The following is a 17478-nucleotide window of genomic DNA, read 5'->3' on the forward strand; positions in this document are numbered from 1 at the left end:
ACACCCGACCCCATTCCGAACTCGGAAGTTAAGCCCTCCAGCGCCGATGATACTGCGGTTCTAACCGTGGGAAAGTAGGACGCCGCCAGATCATTTCTCATCACAAAAACGCTCGCTTAGATACCTAAGCGGGCGTTTTTGTTTTTGAGAGAACTTGCAATCAGAGGCTTTTCAACCATGTGCGCCAAGCAAAGGGTGCAAAGCCAGCAGGGCACGGTTTTGAAATTCGACAGGAGAATGGCGCTTGAAGAGACGAGCGAGGTCCACTTCGTCGCTAGGAGGAGCGGATATCGGCAGGTCATTGGAAATCAAACCGATGATGTCTTCGTCATGGCCGTCGGTATTGTAGAGCGGGATGAGGTCGTACGCTTGTAAATAGTGCTCGTAGAGGGCATGGTCCGCCGAAAGGATTTTGTCGGGACGCTCTATGGCATGGTCGCGCAAGATGTTGATGGACCGCATTTCCAGGCCGTCGCAACAACCAAGGACTTGCTCCAGTTCCGGCGTCGGGCTTGTCTGGTATCGAAAGGCGTGCGCGACGAAAAGAAACGTGTTGTCCCGCTCCGGGGCGACAAGACGGTTGAGTTCCGAGAGGGAAAGGTGGTGTACTGGATGACTCAGAAAACGAGCCCCGAAGGCCACGATATGGTACCCTTCCGTCAGCGCGACCTCGATACCGGAGTAGAGTTTCAATTGCGGATAGTTGGATTGTAATGCTTCGAGGCGATCCTGATCCCAGTAGACGCCATGTTCCGTGAAAAGCAGGGAGTCCAAGCCTCGGGCAATGGCGATTTCACAAGCATTTCTGGGATTGACGAAGGAGCAGCAGGAGTGCTGGCTGGTATGAAAATGGCAATCAATACGCATAATGACGCGACGTTTCCGTTGTCTGATAGAGTCCGTGGAGATAAAAAGACTTGGCAGGGGCGGCCATATGAAGAAATCACACAAGGCGATCGCACTCAATGAAATTGTCCAGGGAATCCAAAATAGGCTACGCCTATGTTCTTCTGGCCGCAACTCTCTGGGGAATGATCGGTCCTCTGGCTTTGCTGGCGTTTCAACAAGGCCTGGAGCCGTTGGAAGTCGCCTTCTGGCGGGCGACGCTGGGAGCGCTGCTGTTCATGGTGCATGTCTCGATCCATGGCCAATGGCGTGTTCAACGAGCCGACGTCCCGGCTTTTTTCTTTTTCGGGCTGGTCTGTGTCGGAGTGTTTTACGGCGCGTTTCAGAAAACGGTTGATCTTGGCGGCGCTTCCGTCGCGGCGGTCCTACTCTATACAGCTCCGGCCTGGGTGGCCTTGCTGGCCTGGATATTTCTCGGGGAAGCCCTGGGACGCCTGAAGATACTGGCCGTGGGCATAACCTTGCTGGGTGTTCTGGGAGTCAGCCTCGGTCCGGACGGCCTGACCGCCCTTCGCGAAGGTCTCTGGAATCCGGCCGCCGTGGGGTATGGTTTACTTTCAGGGCTGACCTACGCTCTCTACTATATTTTCGGAAAGCGGTATTTGAGTAAATACTCCGCGGCCTCGGTGATGGTCGTTTCCTTGCCGATCGGGGCCCTCGCCCTCTATCCCTTTGTGGACTTTCATGAAAAAACGCTCGTCGCCTGGATAGCCTTGGCCGTTCTGGCTCTCGTTTCCACCTATGGGGCCTTCCTGGCCTATTGCGCGGGATTGCGTCGCCTTGAAGCCACTCGCGCCTCCGTGGTGGCCACGTTTGAACCCGTGGTGGCCGCGTTGGTCGCCTATGCATGGTGGGGGGAGCGATTGGGCTATCTTGGTATTTTGGGAGCGATGCTGATCATATTCGCCGTTCTGATCATGGTCCGGGCCGGCGACGATCCTCGGGCCCGTTGTGTATCCCGCTGATGATCGCGCTTGCTGAAGACAGATGCTTTCCTCACTCTTGACCAGGTTCATAAGCTTACAGTAGAGATAACCGCTTCGCGCCAGTAGCTCAGTTGGATAGAGCATCGGCCTTCTAAGCCGAGGGTCGGGGGTTCGATCCCTCCCTGGCGCACCAAGAAAATAAAGGGCTTCCGATGAACCGGAAGCCCTTTTTTCTTTCAATACCTCAATTCACTGAAAACCAATATTTTTCTGGATTCCTGCATGTCCATGGGTCGGTATCGCCGATAGACTTGGTTGAATCGTTCTGAGCGCTGAAAGCGCTACGTCGACGACTCCTCTTCCTTGGCCGGGAGTGGAGCGCCCAGTTCCCGGATGGCTTTGGTGTAGGATCGGCGCAGGGCTTCCAGGTATTCCGGGTCCATTTTGCCGGCCCAGGTTTCCACTTCCAGGAATCGCTTCGAAATGGTGGTTTTTTCCGGCTCATATCCCGTGGCCAAGCGCATCCGCCAGCGCAATCGCTGCATTTCATCGGCGGCTTTGTCCATGTTCTCGGCCAGTTCGGGCAGGCCGACGACCTTCAAGCATTCGGCCAGAAGCGATTTTTTGTAGACCCCCCGGGCGAAGAGGCAGGAGACCAGGGAGGTTAACAAGACACGTTCCCGTTCGTCCTCCACGAAATAGCGGGTGGCTTTTTCCGGGTCCTTGTCGTGTTTTTTCTGGTCATAGCCATAGGCTCCGGTGTCCAGGTGAGAGTGGCGGAAGGACAGGGACTGGGAGGCGAAAAAGGTCTCTCCGGTGGCGTACCCGGCCATTTCCTGGCCCAGGACGCAGGCGAAGTCCTCTCCGCCGTATTTCGCCGCGGCGTGGGCCACGCCTTTGGCTAAATCCTTATAGAATTCGTTCTTGGCATGGCCCAGGCACCAGATGGCTTCCTTGTAGGCCGCGGTGTTGCCGAAGACCAATTCTTCCTCCACCTGTTCCTTACTCAAAAGTCCTTTCTGATACGCCTCGGTGGCCCAGGCCAGGGCCACGCCGGTGCTCATGGCATCCAGTCCTTCCTTTTCCACTTCATCCATCAGGGCCAGGCACTCGGACGCGTTCATTACGCCGAGCATTGAGCCCAGGGCGAAGATCAGTTCATAGTCGTAGGCCACTTGGCGAATCTGGAAGCGGTGTTCGTCCTGGAACTGCTCCCGGAGCATGCCCACGTGGATGCAACCCACCGGGCAACCGGCACAGGCGGTGTTGCGGATCAGCAGGTCCTTGGCAAAGGTTTCGCCGGAAATGCCGTCCACCTCATGGTCCGTGGTCTGGGTCAAGTTGCGGATGGGCAGAGACTTGAGCGCGTTGAGCGGGGCCACGTTTCCCGGGGTGCCCAGGTTGTGGTACTTGCTCATCATTTCCGTATCGGTCATGTCGTCGTGGACTTTTTTGAACAGCTTGGCATAAGCCTTGGTGTCCGCGCCCGGCAATTCCTGGTCGCCATCCCCGGAGATCACCAGGGCCTTGACGTGCTTCGCTCCCATGACCGACCCCGCGCCCAGCCGTCCGAAATGGCGGAAGGTGTCCACGTTGATGCAGGCGTAGGCGGACAAGGTCTCCCCGGCCGGGCCGATGCGTAAGATGCTGCGATGACCGGAAGCCCCGGGAAAGGCCCTGCGGATCACTCGGCCCGTGGTCAGGGCGTTGGCGCCCCAGAGGTAGTTGGCGTCCTTGGTTTCGATGATCTTCGAGCCCACATGTACGGCCACGGGCACCTCGGCCCGGCCGCGCAGCACCACGGCGTCGTATCCGGCGAAGCGCATGGCCAGGGCTAGACGGCCACCGGCGTGGGATTCGGCGTACTGGTCGTGATGGGGCGACTTGAAGCCGCAGACCACCTTGGACATCAGCGGAAAATAGCCGGTCAGGCAACCGATGGCGAAGATCAAGGGCTGGTCCGGGTGAGACCATGGTTTTTCAGGTAGACCGTAGGTTTCAAACAAAGCTGCGGCTAAACCGCTGCCGCCGATGTGGACGTTCTTGTCGCCAAAGGAGATGATTTCGCCTTTGTCCCGGTCCAAGTGGACGATGCAGATACGAAACGCGGTATCAGTCATTGGCACCACCTCCCTGGCGGACATGTTCCTGTTTTTGGCGCATTTCCAGACAGTCGTGGGGGCAGAACTCCACGCATCGGCCGCAATGAATACACACGTATGGCTGTGTCTTCTCGTCCAGATAGACGGCGTCCACCGGACAGGCTGGGGCGCATTTGCCGCACTGAATGCACAGCTTCATTTTTACAATTACTCCGCCGCCTTTGCGCTGGGAAAAAGCGCCGGTGGGACAGGCCTTGACACAGGGGGCCGGGTCGCAGGCCAGACAAAGCCGGGCTTCAAAGCCGGTGGTGATGCCGCCGCTGGACTTGATCCGGATGCCGGCCATGCTCCAGGAGAGCTTCTTGTGCACCTGCCGAGCGCAGGCCAAAGAGCAGGAGTGACAGCCGATGCATCGGTCCATGCGTGATGCACGCAAAATCTTCATTGTATTCCTCAATGGTTGAAGGTTGGAAGGTTGAAGGAGAATGTCTCGTGAAAAATGCCAAGTTAGCCTTTTTACCTTCAGGGCGCAAAAATCACTTTCGACCTCACCGGGGCTGTTGGGCGGGGGGAGGATGGTTTGGGCTGAGGAAAGTCTAAAGAAAAAGAGAGCGCGAGGCGCGAAGAGAAGTGGGCGGGCTTGTTCAAGGATGTTGACCTGGCAAGAGTCCTCTGTATCATTGAAGGTGAGCAGGCATGACCAGGCGCGTGAAATGCCCCTTGAATTCGGTACACAACACTTCGGATCAGGATAACAAGCCGGAGTAATATCGAATCCGTTGCGACGAATGGGAAGAGTGGGGCTGTGTTGAGCAGAGTCGAGTGATTTTTATAATTGCGAATGAAGGAGAGCCGATGTAAGACGCGAACCACTCGTATTTCTTGATTCGACCTCCGGTCCCCAGGCCATCAATCCTCGATCTGCACCGCCACAAACGCGACCTGGCCACCAGTTTGCTGGAAGGAACGGACAGCGGAATCAAACTGTCCGTGGAGGAGATGATGGATATGATCCGGGGGGCGGAGTGATTTATACCAAGTTTACTTCGGTAGTGAGTTATTCACTTGAAAAAAAGTTATCGGGGTCGGCGTCGCTATCGGGATCGGGATCGGGATCGATACTGTTTGTTCGCCCATGACCCTTATTCGACCCCGATTCCGATACCGACCCCGACACCGAAGGAGAAGCTTTGAATCCTGAACCATCTCCAATGATCCTGTTGAAAAAAATCATCGGCCAGTTTTGCATGCCCCTGAGCGTGGCTGGATTTCTGTTGGTTGCCGGGCTGGCGCTGCTGTGGTTCGGGAAAGGCCGGAAGCCAGCCGGGTTGTTGCTGCTATTGGGGACGATGGTTGCGGTGGGCTTTGCCTCGTCTCCGGTGGCGGATCGCCTTCTGACTCCGTTGGAGCGTCGTTACGAACCCGTGACGGATGTTCGGGGTTTGGCGGACGTCAGGTTTGTCGTCGTGCTGGGCGGAGGGCATCGTTCCGATCCTCGATTGCCCGCGACAATGCAATTGTCCGACGCCTCGCTTGCCCGGCTCGTCGAAGGAATCCGGCTGCATCGACAGCTTCCGGAGAGCGTTTTGGTTTTTACTGGAGGAGCGGTTTTCGATGCGTTTTCCCATGCTCAGGTCATGGCTGAGGCCGCTGGAGAGCTGGGAGAGTTGGAGCCGAGGATTCTACTGGACCAACCCAGGGATACGGCGGAGGAGATGCTGGCGTTGCGGGAGGTGATCGCGGCGGATGAGCTTTTTTTGCTGGTGACCTCGGCATCGCACATGCCGAGGTCCGTGACCCTGGCCAAGGCCGCCGGACTGGCTCCGATCCCGGCTCCGACGGATTTTCTGGTCAAGCAGTCCTTGGAGAAGGAGCGCCATCCTGGTGATTATTTCCCGTCCGCCGCCGCGTTACGTCGCAGCGAACGTGCCGTCTACGAGTACCTGGGGATGGTCTGGGCCCAAGTCCGGGAGGTTCCTCGGTTGCGTCGCACTGTAGCGGAGACGAAGGACGGTTAAAGAGGATGGGAAGGGAAAAAGGCTGTCTCTCCCCTCCGCTCTTTATTCTGTGGACTGCGTGCCGGGTTCTGATGCCTCCGGAGGCGGAGCCATGGATCTGGGCCAGGCGCGGAGTACGGCCTGGACCACTGTGGCCAGGGGAATGGCGAAGAAAATGCCCCAGAAGCCCCAGAGTCCGCCGAAGACCAGGATGGCCAGGATGATGGCCACGGGGTGGATGTCCACCACTTCGGAAAAGAGCAGGGGGGCGAGGAGGTTGCCGTCGATGGCTTGGATCACGGCGTAGGCAATGAGCACGTACAACAATTCGTCCCCGAACCCCCATTGGGCATAGGCCACAATGGCCACGGGCAGGGTGACCACGGCGGCTCCGATGTAGGGAATCAGCACCGACAGGCCGACCACCAGCCCGAGCAGCATGGCGTACTGCATGCCGAGCCAGAGAAAGGTCGCGTAGGTAGCGCCCCAGACGATCAGGATTTCCCAAAACTTCCCCCGTATATAGTTACCGATCTGGTTGTCCACTTCCAGCCAAACCTGCTTAGCCAAGTTCCGCTCCTTGGGCAGGAAGCCTCGCAGCCAGCTCACTATTTTCTCTTTATCCTTGAGGAAAAAGAAGATCAGCATGGGCACGATGATCAAGTACACGATGATGGTGATCAACCCCGTGACCGAGGCCACGGAAAAGGTCAGCAGCTTTTGGCCGAAGGTGAACAGTTCGGTGCGCAGCGCCGTGGTGAACTGGACCACCTGTTCGTCGCTGATGAACTTGGGGTAGCGCTCCGGGAGCTGGAGCAGCAGGGCTTGGGTGTGGGTGATCAGGCCGGGGATCTGCTGAACCAGTTGGGCGATCTGCTTGGTGAGCATGGGCAGCAGCCAGAACAAGGCGATGAACGATCCGGTCAAGAACCCGAAAAAGACGATCAGCACGGCCAGGAGTCGAGGAACTCGCCAGTTGGTTAGAAACCGCACTAATCCTTCCAACAGATAGGCCATGACCAGCCCGGTCAGAAAGGGTACAACCATCCGCCCTAGGAAGTAGATCCCGGCGAACACCACGATCAGCATGCCCACCAGGATCACGACCTGGGGGTCGTTGAAATGTCGTTGGAACCAGTCCCGGATCAGGCGCATGGCGTGGGCGTGGGAAAAGGTGAGTAGGGGCTAGGCGTGGTTGCGCAGTTTGAGTTCCAAAGGGTGCGGATGGAAGAAGAACTGTGTTGTGAGATACGGTTCATCATACTTGCGGATGTAGTGGTTGAGCAAGGTTATCGGGACGATCAGCGGGATTTGGCCTTCCTTGAAGCGTCGGAAGACGTCCAGCAGTTCCTGCTTTTCCCAGGCCGTAATCTGCTTTTTGAAATGGCCCATGCTCTTTTCCAGCACGTTGAACAATTTGGCCTTGGTGGTGCGTATTCGCAGGGCCTCGGACAGCAGGCGACCATACTCGGCGAAGACCTGGTCCCGATCCATTTCCGAGGCCTGGGCCACCAAGCGGCCCAAGGCTGTGTAATGTTTCGGGCTGTGGGCTAAAATAAGATACTTGTGGTGTGCTTGAAAGGCAACCAGCGGGCCCAGGGCGGGTTTGGCCACGACTACGTCTTGCCAGCGACGGGCCACGAAGATCCGTTCGATGAAGTTTTCCCGAAGGCCCGGATCGTTCAAGCGTCCATCGTCCTCCACCGGAATGTCCGGAAAACGGGTGATGAACGTCTTGGCGAAAATACCCACCCCTTTTTGCTGGGGCATGCCTTGTTCGGAGTAGACCTTCACGCCTTGCAGGCCGCTGGATGGCGATTTGCTTTTGAAGATGAACCCGCAAAGGTCCTGTCCGGCCAGCCATTTATTCTTCTCCGTAGTCCAGGCCAGCATTTGGTCCGTAAGGTCTTCGCCGGAGCGAATGGCCCGCAATCGCGGATTCTCGATGTTCCCCACCAGCCGCATGGCCTCCCGGGGCACGGGCATGCCGCACTCCACCTCGGGACAGACCGGCACGAATTCCACGTACTTGCCCAGGGTGTCCCGCAGGAATCGATCCAGCTTGTGTCCGCCGTCATAGCGGACGTTGTTGCCCAGCAAGCATGAGCTGATGCCCAGACGTAATGGTTTTTCCATGTCGTCGTTCTCCGGGTAAATGTTAAAGGGGCTCACGCGAAGGCGCGAAGACGCTCAGGATGTACATATCATTTCGGCTTCGCGTCTTCGCGCCTTCGCGTGAGCCAAACATCACCCCATCACATCGGTAAGGTGACCAGACAAGTCGTGCCTTCCTCAGGATGGGACCGTAAGGTCAGGTGGCCGTGATTCTTGCGTACGGCCAGCCTGGCGATGGGCAGACCGAAGCCGGTGCCCAGGGCCTTGGTGGAGTAAAAGGGCGTGAACAGGCTCTCCAGGCTGTCCGGATCCGGGGTCGGGCCGTTGTTGAAGATGTGGAGATCCAGAAAGTCGCCGTTGGTCTCGCTTGGGGCGGAGCTGATCCGGACCTCGGGGGTGGAGGCGTCCGCCGCGTTTTCCAGGCTGTTTTGAATCAGGTGATACAGAATGACCCGCAGGTCTTCCGGATCCGCCAGTACGTTGGGGTGGTGCGGGTCCAGCCGGATTTCGATACGAACCCCCTCCTGGGGGAGCAGTTCCGCCAGGGCGGCCTTGATCGCGGAGTCCAGGTCGCAGGTGTTGGGCCGGGGCTCGCGTTGGAAGACCTCGTTGTAGGTGTTCACATTGCGAACCATCCGCTCCAGGCGGTTGGCCTCCAGCAGCATGGTCTCGTACACTTCGTGCCTGGGGTCGTCCGCGGGAAGCTGTTTGCGCAGACGCAGGACGTTGCCGCCGATGACCATCAAGGGATTGCGGACCTGATGGGCGATGCCGCGAATGATCTCCATATCGCACTTGGTCAGGGAAGTGATAAAGGCGTCCGTCTCCACCAGCAGGCAGAGATCCAGAAGGCGATCCATCAGGTCGATGGCCGCTGAGCAGGGTTCCGGGTCCAGCTTGGCAAAGGCCGTTTCATGGATGAATTTGCGGGCCATGGCGTAGCCCAGGCTGATGTAGCGATGGTCGATGCCCGCGGCCACGTGGTTCAAGCCGCTGCGCCACTGGGCGACCAAAAAAGCGTCTTGGTTGCGGTTCTGGAAAAAGGATTCGTACCAATGGGACCAGATCCGGATCATCCGTTCATGTGACGGGCCGTGGTCCAGGACGACGCGAGTCGCCGGGATGCCGTGAAAATGATCGAAGACCCGCTGGGCGAATCGCTCCTTTTCCGGCAAGAACGCGTCCGAAAGGTGATCCATCCGGACGAAGTCCTCCTGATCGATGCCCAATTGGCTTTGAAAGCCGCGCAGCCGGTCCATGGGGACCGGCACGGACGGCAACCGCTCGAAGAGGGTGTTCATTCCTTGAGACATTGACGCTCCAGGGCAATCAGGTCGCTGTAGGTTTCGCGTTTGCGGGCCAGCATTGTCTGGGAGCCGTCCACCAGAATTTCCGCGGCCCGGGTGCGGGAATTGTACTGGGAGGACATGGTAAAGCCGTAAGCGCCGGCGGAAAAGATCGCCAGCAGTTCTCCGGAGCGGACTTCGGGCAGGTCCCGGTCCCGGGCCAGGAAGTCGCCTGACTCGCAGATGGGTCCGACCACGTCCACGTTCCGTGTCGGCCGACGTTGGGGCGTCACTTCGGCGATGGAGTGATGGGACTGGTACAAGGATGGCCGAACCAGATCGTTCATGGCGGCGTCGACGATCACGAAATGCTTGGTTTCCGTGGACTTGGTGTACACGACTTCCGTGACCAGAATGCCCGTGTTGCCGGCGATGACCCGCCCCGGTTCGAGGATCAGGGTGACGTCCATGTCCTGAAGTTCCCGGACCAGGACTTGGCCGAACTCCTTGGGATGCGGAGGCTCTTCCTGGTCGTAGGTGATGCCCAGGCCGCCTCCCAGGTCCAGAAAACGAACATCCACGCCCATTGTTTTCAACTTTTGGCTGAAGTCCTTGATCCGGTGCAGGGCTTCCAGGAACGGTTCGATGGAGGTGAGTTGAGAGCCGATGTGGCAGTCAATGCCCACGGGCTCGATGCCTGGAAGCTTCAGGGCCAGTTCATAGCCTTCCAGGGATTGCTTGATGTCCAGGCCGAACTTGTTGTTTTTCATCCCCGTGGAAATGTAAGGATGGGTCTTGGGGTCCACGTCCGGATTGATGCGCAGGCTGATCCGGGCGACCTTGCCCAGTTCCAGGGCGATATCGTTGATCCGCCGCAGCTCGTCCATGGACTCCACGTTGAACATCAGAATGTCGGCCAGCAGGGCTTCCCGGATTTCCTCGGCCCGTTTGCCCACTCCGGAATAGACGATTTTGCGGGCCGGGACCCCGGCGGAAAGGGCCCGGAACAGTTCGCCCCCGGAAACGATGTCCATGCCCGCGCCCAGTTCGCTGAGCAGGCGCAGTACGCAGAGGTTGGAATTGGCCTTGACCGAATAGCACGTCATGTGCGGCAAATCGGCGAAGGCGGAGTCAAAGGCCTGGAAGTGGCGCTTGAAGGTGGCCGTGGAATAGACGTACAGCGGGGTGCCGTACTGAGCGGCCAAATCCCGGACCGCCACATCCTCGGCGTACAGTTCTCCATTGCGATATGTAAAGTGATGCATGGGTTCGATTCTCCTTCATTCATTTTTTACGTTCAATATGGTCGCACATTCAGGCTTTGCCTGGAGACGAAATCGAAATCGAAATCGGTATCGAAATCGCTATCGTCGACATTCGAGCTCGTTATTTGCTTTTCGCGATTTCGATTTCGATTCAGATTCCAACGTCGCCTTCCAGGCGTTCCTTCCATTGCTGGAGCAGGGTCAACGCCTGCATGGGGCTGAGGTGCGTCGGGTCCAGGTCGCGTAATCGGTTCAAAATTTCGGTTTCTTCCGGATTCTCGCGGGAGGGTGGCGTGATTCCCAAGCCGGGCAAGGGATCGCGGAGCAGTTGTTGTCGCGCCGGTTTGGATGACTGGTGGAGCTTTCGAGGTTGTTTCGCGGCGTCCAGTTCCTCCAGAATCTCCTTGGCCCTGGCCACGACCCCGCGCGGCAGGCCGGCCAGCTTGGCCACCTCGATACCGTAGCTGCGGTCCGAAGGGCCTGGGACCAGTCGGCGTAAAAAAATGATGTCGCCTTTCCACTCCTTGACCGCGATGTTGTAGTTGCGCACACCGGGCAACCGGCCTTCCAGGGAGGTCAGTTCGTGGTAATGGGTGGCGAACAGGGTCCGCACGGGCCCTCTGGATTGTTTCACCCCCTGGCCGGAGAGTTCCTCCACCACGGCCCAGGCCAGGGCCAGGCCGTCGTAGGTGCTGGTCCCCCGGCCGATTTCGTCCAGGATGACCAGACTGCGTTGGGTGGCCTGACGCAGGATGCGAGCCGTCTCAATCATCTCCACCATAAAGGTGCTTTGCCCAAGACTCAAGTTGTCCGAGGCCCCCACACGGGTGAAGATCCGATCCGTGAGGCCGATGGACGCCCGGGCGGCCGGGACGAAGGAGCCGATCTGGGTCAGGATGCAGATCAGCGCTGTCTGGCGGAGCACCGTGGACTTGCCGCCCATGTTCGGACCGGTGATGATCAGCACCCTCCGCTGGTCGTCCAGGTGCACGTCGTTGGGAATGTAGTCCGCGCTGCCCTGGCAGGCCTCGATGCCCGGATGACGGCCGCCGATGATGGAGATGTTCAGGTTCGTGGCCACGGCGGGGCGGGACCAGGACCATTTCCTGGCCGCTTCGGCCAAGGCCAACCAGACGTCCAGGCGGGCCACGGTCTCGGCCATGCGCATGACCCGTGGCCGGAATCCGTCTACCTTGTCCCGCAGTTCCTGAAACAGTTTGTGCTCCAGAACCTTGCGCCGATCCGAGGCTCCCAGCAAGCGATCCTCCAGCTCTTTCAGCTCTTCGGTCACGAAACGCTCGCTGGACACCAGGGATTGTCGCCGCTGGAATCGCTCGGGCAATTCCTTGCTCTGGGACCTGGGCAGCTCGAAATAATAGCCGAAAACCCGGTTGTAGCCCATCTTCAGTTTCGGTTGGCCGGTCAGTTCCTGTTCCCCGGCCAGCATCTCCCGCAAGGTATCCTGTCCGTGCTCCGCCAGGTCCAGCAGAACGTCCAGATCCGGGTCGTATCCGGGGCGAAAAATGCCGCCGTCCGTGATCAGCAGGGGCGGAGAGTCTACCAGAGCCCGCTGGAGCAGGTCCGCCAGGTCGTCAAGATCGTCCCATGTCCGCAAAACGTCCTGGAGCAGTTGCGGGGGCATGTCGTCGAAGTTGCCCGGTCCATGGTCGGAAGGTGAAACCACCGGGGATCCGTTTCCCGGCACGTCGGAATTTTGACCAGTCTGGGTCAGAGTGTTCAAGGCTTCCCGGAGCCCGGGCAGCCGGGCGACGCCTTGACGCAGGGCCGCGAAATCCCGGGGCGAGGTCCGGTTCATGGAAATCCGGGTGGCGATGCGTTCCAGGTCCGTTGTGGTGGACAGTCGCTGGGCGAGTTCGGAGCGGGATGCGTCGCTTTCCAACAGTGCTGCGACGACGGCCTGGTTTTGGAGGATCGGCTCCGGCTCCTTCCAGGGGTAGTGGAGTCGGGATTCCAATAGGCGGCCGCCCATGGGCGTCAGGGTCTGGTCCAGGACGTGGCGCAGGGTGCCCGGTCCGCGTCCGCCGTCTAGGCGGCGAAAAATTTCCAGGTTGCGCAGGGTGACTTCGTCCAGGAGCAGAAAATCGCCGGGTTGGATGACTTGAAACGACTGGAGGTGGTTCGGATCGTGTTTCTGGGTCTGCTTCAGATAGGCCAGCAGGGCCCCGAAGGCCTGGATGAGCTGCGGCTTGTTCTCCAGGTCCAGGACGTGCGGATCGGCCACGCCCTGGGTGCGCAGGACCCGTTCCTTGGCCTGTCCGAACTCGAAGAACCCGCGCACGGGCAGCGGGGTGATCCGGTCGGCGACGTCCCCGGCCTGGACCGGAGGGCGGAGATGCTCGGGCAGCAGAAGTTCCCGTGGCTGGAGCTTGTTCACCCAGGACCACAGGGGCATCTGCCCGCGTACCCGGATGCCTCGGCACGCCCCGGTGGACACGTCCACCCAGGCCAGCCCGCCGAAATCCGCCTGGGCGTCCCAGAACAGCGCCGCAAGAAAATGGTGCTCCTTGGCCTCCAGGCCGGCGTCCTCCACCAGGGTGCCCGGGGTCAGGACTCTGGTCACGGCCCGTTTGACCAGTCCCTTGGCCTCTTTGGGGTCTTCCACCTGATCGCAGATGGCCACCTTGAGCCCCTTGTTCAGGAGTTGGGTCAGGTAGGATTCGCAGGCGTGATAGGGCACCCCGCACATGGGAACGGGGTTTTCGGCGTTGGGGTTGCGGCTGGTCAGGGTGATCTGCAGTTCCCGGGCCGCCGTTTCGGCGTCCTCGAAGAACAGCTCGTAGAAGTCCCCCATGCGGAAAAAGAGCAGGGCGTCCGGATGGGCGGCCTTGATGCCCAGGTACTGCTCCAGCATGGGCGTCAGCTTGGGCGGACTTGGATCACTCATTCAGATTGCGGCGAAAGGTGATGGAGTGCCAGGAACCACAGCGGGGACAGATGAAAAAGATCGATTCCCGCTTCAGTCCGCACTGACGGCAGGAGAATCGTTTGACTTCCCGGGCACGGGAAAGAAAAAAATCCAGTTGCACGGCCAGGGTTTTTGGCAAATCGTGGTGTTTTTTTGCCAGATTCAGGATTTCCAGGCGGGCCAGCCAGAAATTCGGCTCCAGGATCAGGCAGCGCTCGAACCAGGCCTGGGCGTCCTGTTCGTGGCCTTGGTTCAGGAGCAGCAGGCCTCCGTAATACTGGAGCAGCATGTCCTGGGGATAGCCGGACAGCACGGCCAGGGCGGCGTCCAAGTCCGGGGCGGAAGAGGGGGCGTTGCCGGAACGGTCGTTGTTGCTCGAAGTATTTAGAAGTCCTTCAAGCAACATGAAGCGCATCTGTTCCGGGACCAGGGCCATGGCCTTGTCCAGGATAGTGGCCGGCTTGGTTTTTTCCAGCCCGCCCCAGGCGCGTTGCAGTTTTTCCAGCCAAGCCTCCATGCATCCCGGGGAAACCTTCAGGGCCCGGTCGAGCCATTTACCAGCCGGGAAGCGCTTGGGGTCGTCCCGACACTCTTTTTGGGCCTGCCGAACCATGTAATGGGCCTCGGCAACGGAGTTGCCCAACTCCTGGTAATACTTGGCCGCCTGGACGTATTCCTCGGATTCGGCGCTGAGTTTGGCCAGTTCCAGGGTGATGGCCGGGTTGTTGCCGGCGATCTTACGGGCTTGGCGCAAGGCGTCGAAGGCCCGGTCCACAAAGCCGCCGCGTTTGTAGTCCCGGCCCAGTTCATAATATGCACGGGCTTTGAACTCTTGATGCAAGCCGGGGCGCAGGATCAGGTTCTGGCGGATGTGAACGGCCCGCTCGATTTCCCCTTGGGAACGGTACAGGTTGCCCAGAGCCAGATAAATTTCCACGGCGTCCGGGCTGTTCTTGACCACCCGGCTCAGTTCGCTGATGGCCGCGAAGGTGTCCTCGGAGGGCGGCAACAACCCGTCCGCGTGGGATTCGTTGGGAAAATGATTCTGACCCATGGACCTGGAGGAGAAAACCATTTTTATCCAATCGCGCATTCGTTACAACTCAATGAAAAAGGCGGTCAAAAGGAAACACCACCGGGTTCACGCGCGGCCCGGAATGCCGAGATGCGTTTCGTGAACCCGATGGCGGCCAACAACGCGCCGAGAGGAGGCGCGACGTGGGACAATGACCTTATGCCACGCCGTCTTCGCGCTTTTTCTCGGAATAGGGCTGCGCCGACTCGTCTGCGTAGGATGCCGTGGAGAAGGCGGTTTCGGTCTTGGAGCTGGAAGGATAGACTTCCTCTTCCAACGGCAGGTTGCGCAGGGAGGTCACTTCCTGCTCCAGGGCGGCCAGTTTGGCCTTGGAGGATTTCAACTCATGGGTAAGCCGGATTTTTTCCGCCAGGAAATAACTCATGCTGAATACCGAGCCGATCACGAAACTCACCAGGACGATCAGGTAAAAGGGCATTTCGCGGGAAACGAAGCTCAGGTCGAACAGTTCCAATTTGAGAACGAGTTCGTTGGACAACATGTCGTTGTTTTGGATAAAGAACACCATGGAGACGAAGAAAAAAAGTGTCAGCAGCAAGACCTTCAAATAGCGCATACAGCCTCTCCTTATGCGGGGTTAGAGTGTGGGTGAGATGGTAAGAAACAGCGATGCCAGTTTGGCGTGCGTCGCCGAGAGGTGCTCGGAGACGACGCGGGTTTGGCCGCAAACCGTCATAAATGAGGTGTCTCCGTGCCAGCGGGGGACGACGTGCATATGCAGGTGGTCCTGAATGCCCGCGCCGGCGACGCTTCCCAAGTTCAAACCGATGTTGAAGCCGTCCGGCCCGAGCGCCTCGCGGAGAACCCGGACGGAGCGTTGCAGCCAATCCGTCATTTCACCGGCTTCCGCCTCGTTCATATCCGTCAGGTCCGGAACATGGCGGTACGGAGCCACCATCAGGTGGCCGTTGGTGTAGGGATACCTGTTCATGATCACAAAGCAAAGCCTTCCGCGAACTAAAACCAGTTGATCGCGATCCCGCGCGGTGGATTCCGGAAGGCAAAACACGCACTCGTCCGCCTTGGGACCGAGAATGTACTCCATTCTCCAGGGGGCGAAAAGGGTGTCCATAAGGGTTCAACTGTTCAGGGGGTCACGGTTCAACGGTTACGGTCGTGATTGAGGGCGAGTGAGGTTCGGATCAAAAGATCGTCATGGAAAGCAGGTTTGCATGTCCTGGCCAAAACCAACCGTTGAACCGTGAACCGTTGAATAGCTGAACCCTCACAAAATCTGGCTCAAAAACTTTTTCAGCCGGGGATGCTCGGGGCGTTCGAAAAAGTGGTCCGGTGCACCGACTTCCACGATTTCCCCCTGGTCCATGAAAACGATCCGGTCCGCCACTTCCCGGGCAAAGCCCATTTCATGGGTGACCACGGCCATGGTCATGCCCTCCTTGGCCAGGGTGACCATGACGTCCAGCACCTCGCCGATCATTTCCGGGTCCAGGGCGGAGGTGGGCTCATCAAAGAGCATGATCTTGGGGTTCATGGCCAGGGCACGGGCAATGGCCACCCGTTGTTTTTGGCCGCCGGAGAGCTTGACCGGATAAACCGCGGATTTTTCATCGATGCCCACTTTCTTCAACAGGGCCATGGCCCGTTCCTCGGCTTGGGCGCGGGGAATGTTCTTCAGCTTGATGGGGGCCATGGTCAGGTTTTCCAGCACCGTCTTGTGTGGAAAGAGGTTGAAGCTTTGAAAAACCATGCCCATTTCCATGCGCAAAACGTTGATGTCGTTTCTGGGGTCGTTGACGTCCTTGCCGTCCACGGTGATGACGCCCCGGTCGATGGTCTCCAACCGATTGACGGCCCGCAACAGGGTGCTTTTCCCGGAGCCGCTGGGTCCGATGATCACCACTTTTTCCCCGGCATGGATGTCCAGGGACACGTCGTTCAGAGCCTTGAGGTCGCCGAAAAATTTGCTGGCGTTGCGGATGCTGATGATTTTTTCAGCGGCGCTCATAATAATTCAACCTTTCTTCCATGGTGCTCACGACTTTGGACAGGAGCAGGGTGATCACCAGATAGACCAGGGCAACCATGGTGTACGTTTCGAAGTAGTTGAAGGTCACGCTGGCGAATTCCCGACCGCGGCGCAGGATGTCCGACACCGCCAGGATGGAGACCAGGGAGCTGTCCTTGAGCAGGGCGATGAATTCGTTGCCCACGGGGGGCAGGATGGTCCGCCAGGCTTGGGGCAGGATAACGTAGAACATGGTCTGGGTGCGGTTGAAGCCCAGGGATCTGGCCGCCTCGGTCTGACCATGGTCGATGGATTCGATCCCGGCTCGAAAAACTTCGCCCATGTAGGCCCCGTAGCAGATGCCCATGGCGATCACCGCGGCCACCAGGGGCGGCATGTTTTTCAGGAAGATGAACAGGGCGTTGGAGTCCGGAAGGTTGGCGAAGACCTGACCCAGAGCGAAATAGATGTAGAAGAGTTGGACCAGCAGCGGGATGCCGCGAACTACTTCGACATAGGTGGAGGCGATCAGGTTGATGACCCGTTTCTTTGAAATCCGCCCCAGACCGGTGAACAGGCCCAGGACCAGGGCCAGAAGAATGGACAGGATGGTGACCTGAAAGGTGACCACGATCCCGTCCGGGAGAAATTTGAGAACCCGCAAGTATGGATCTGGGCGGGAGATGCACAGATAGGCAATGATGCCCAGAGCGCCGATCAGGGCGATCCACCAGGCGCTGAAAAGTCCTCGGTCTTGCTTGCGCGGCAGGGCCGCTCCGTCTCCAACGTCAATGACGACTTGCTTTTCGGCCATCGTTTCCCTTTGGCGTCGCTTGAGGATTCAAGAAGGATCAAGCCTCTTCATGCCGGAGGCTGGCCGCATCCGGCATGAA

General features: G+C 58.8%; 16 protein-coding genes, 1 tRNA gene and 1 rRNA gene. 5 read left to right on the plus strand and 13 right to left on the minus strand.

Annotated features, from left to right (window positions below; translation table 11 throughout):
- Positions 1 to 91, plus strand: a 5S ribosomal RNA gene (gene rrf, locus AC559A_RS11710); the annotation flags it as partial.
- A gap of 80 nt (positions 92 to 171) precedes the next feature.
- On the opposite strand, the gene AC559A_RS11715 is transcribed toward rrf, so the two are convergent.
- On the minus strand, positions 172 to 966 hold the full coding sequence (locus tag AC559A_RS11715) for a PHP domain-containing protein (RefSeq protein WP_498818053.1): 795 nt from the start codon (positions 964 to 966) through the stop codon (positions 172 to 174).
- On the opposite strand from AC559A_RS11715, the gene AC559A_RS11720 reads away from it, so the two are divergent.
- A complete protein-coding gene (locus AC559A_RS11720; protein WP_498818054.1) occupies positions 966 to 1871 on the plus strand; it encodes a DMT family transporter in 906 nt (301 codons plus the stop codon). The genes AC559A_RS11715 and AC559A_RS11720 overlap by 1 nt on opposite strands.
- A gap of 77 nt (positions 1872 to 1948) precedes the next feature.
- A tRNA-Arg gene (locus tag AC559A_RS11725) sits at positions 1949 to 2025 on the plus strand.
- Positions 2026 to 2173: 148 nt separating this feature from the next.
- Here AC559A_RS11725 and AC559A_RS11730 read toward each other — a convergent pair.
- Positions 2174 to 3952, minus strand: coding sequence for an aldehyde ferredoxin oxidoreductase N-terminal domain-containing protein (locus AC559A_RS11730; RefSeq protein ID WP_498818055.1), 1779 nt, complete (start codon positions 3950 to 3952; stop codon positions 2174 to 2176).
- Positions 3945 to 4379 carry a 4Fe-4S dicluster domain-containing protein gene (locus AC559A_RS11735; protein ID WP_028571886.1) on the minus strand — a complete coding sequence of 145 codons (435 nt, stop codon included), beginning with the start codon at positions 4377 to 4379 and terminating at the stop codon, positions 3945 to 3947. Before AC559A_RS11735 ends, AC559A_RS11730 begins: the two co-directional genes overlap by 8 nt.
- Positions 4380 to 4816: 437 nt before the next feature.
- Here AC559A_RS11735 and AC559A_RS11740 point away from each other — a divergent pair, with 437 nt between their 5' ends.
- Both AC559A_RS11740 and AC559A_RS11745 read left to right on the plus strand, forming a co-directional pair.
- A complete protein-coding gene (locus AC559A_RS11740) occupies positions 4817 to 4963 on the plus strand; it encodes a hypothetical protein (RefSeq protein ID WP_498818056.1) in 147 nt (48 codons plus the stop codon).
- A 182-nt stretch (positions 4964 to 5145) separates the two neighbouring features.
- Positions 5146 to 5952 carry an ElyC/SanA/YdcF family protein gene (locus AC559A_RS11745; protein ID WP_051434466.1) on the plus strand — a complete coding sequence of 269 codons (807 nt, stop codon included), beginning with the start codon at positions 5146 to 5148 and terminating at the stop codon, positions 5950 to 5952.
- Positions 5953 to 5994: 42 nt separating this feature from the next.
- On the opposite strand, the gene AC559A_RS11750 is transcribed toward AC559A_RS11745, so the two are convergent.
- The 10 genes from AC559A_RS11750 to AC559A_RS11795 form a co-directional block, all read right to left on the minus strand.
- On the minus strand, positions 5995 to 7086 hold the full coding sequence (locus AC559A_RS11750) for an AI-2E family transporter (RefSeq protein WP_028571885.1): 1092 nt from the start codon (positions 7084 to 7086) through the stop codon (positions 5995 to 5997).
- 30 nt (positions 7087 to 7116) lie between these two features.
- A complete protein-coding gene (locus tag AC559A_RS11755; RefSeq protein ID WP_028571884.1) occupies positions 7117 to 8067 on the minus strand; it encodes a YbgA family protein in 951 nt (316 codons plus the stop codon).
- 119 nt (positions 8068 to 8186) lie between these two features.
- Positions 8187 to 9359: an ATP-binding protein gene (locus AC559A_RS11760; RefSeq protein ID WP_498818057.1), complete on the minus strand. Its 1173-nt coding sequence runs from the start codon at positions 9357 to 9359 to the stop codon at positions 8187 to 8189.
- Positions 9344 to 10597, minus strand: coding sequence for a diaminopimelate decarboxylase (lysA, locus tag AC559A_RS11765; RefSeq protein WP_498818058.1), 1254 nt, complete (start codon positions 10595 to 10597; stop codon positions 9344 to 9346). The genes AC559A_RS11760 and lysA overlap by 16 nt, the downstream gene beginning before the upstream one ends.
- Positions 10598 to 10748: 151 nt before the next feature.
- Positions 10749 to 13502 carry a DNA mismatch repair protein MutS gene (gene mutS, locus AC559A_RS11770; protein ID WP_498818059.1) on the minus strand — a complete coding sequence of 918 codons (2754 nt, stop codon included), beginning with the start codon at positions 13500 to 13502 and terminating at the stop codon, positions 10749 to 10751.
- Positions 13495 to 14616: a tetratricopeptide repeat protein gene (locus tag AC559A_RS11775; RefSeq protein WP_498818060.1), complete on the minus strand. Its 1122-nt coding sequence runs from the start codon at positions 14614 to 14616 to the stop codon at positions 13495 to 13497. Before AC559A_RS11775 ends, mutS begins: the two co-directional genes overlap by 8 nt.
- Positions 14617 to 14755: 139 nt before the next feature.
- A complete protein-coding gene (locus AC559A_RS11780) occupies positions 14756 to 15175 on the minus strand; it encodes a LapA family protein (RefSeq protein WP_028571880.1) in 420 nt (139 codons plus the stop codon).
- 21 nt (positions 15176 to 15196) lie between these two features.
- Complete coding sequence (locus AC559A_RS11785; RefSeq protein ID WP_028571879.1) at positions 15197 to 15691, minus strand: HIT family protein; 495 nt, start codon at positions 15689 to 15691, stop codon at positions 15197 to 15199.
- Positions 15692 to 15844: 153 nt separating this feature from the next.
- Positions 15845 to 16585, minus strand: a complete 741-nt coding sequence (locus AC559A_RS11790; protein WP_028571878.1) for an amino acid ABC transporter ATP-binding protein — start codon at positions 16583 to 16585, stop codon at positions 15845 to 15847.
- Positions 16572 to 17399: an amino acid ABC transporter permease gene (locus AC559A_RS11795; protein WP_498818061.1), complete on the minus strand. Its 828-nt coding sequence runs from the start codon at positions 17397 to 17399 to the stop codon at positions 16572 to 16574. The genes AC559A_RS11790 and AC559A_RS11795 overlap by 14 nt, the downstream gene beginning before the upstream one ends.
- Positions 17400 to 17478 lie beyond the last annotated feature (79 nt).

The organism is Desulfonatronum zhilinae (assembly GCF_900182865.1).
Taxonomy (GTDB): Bacteria; Desulfobacterota; Desulfovibrionia; order Desulfovibrionales; family Desulfonatronaceae; genus Desulfonatronum; species Desulfonatronum lacustre.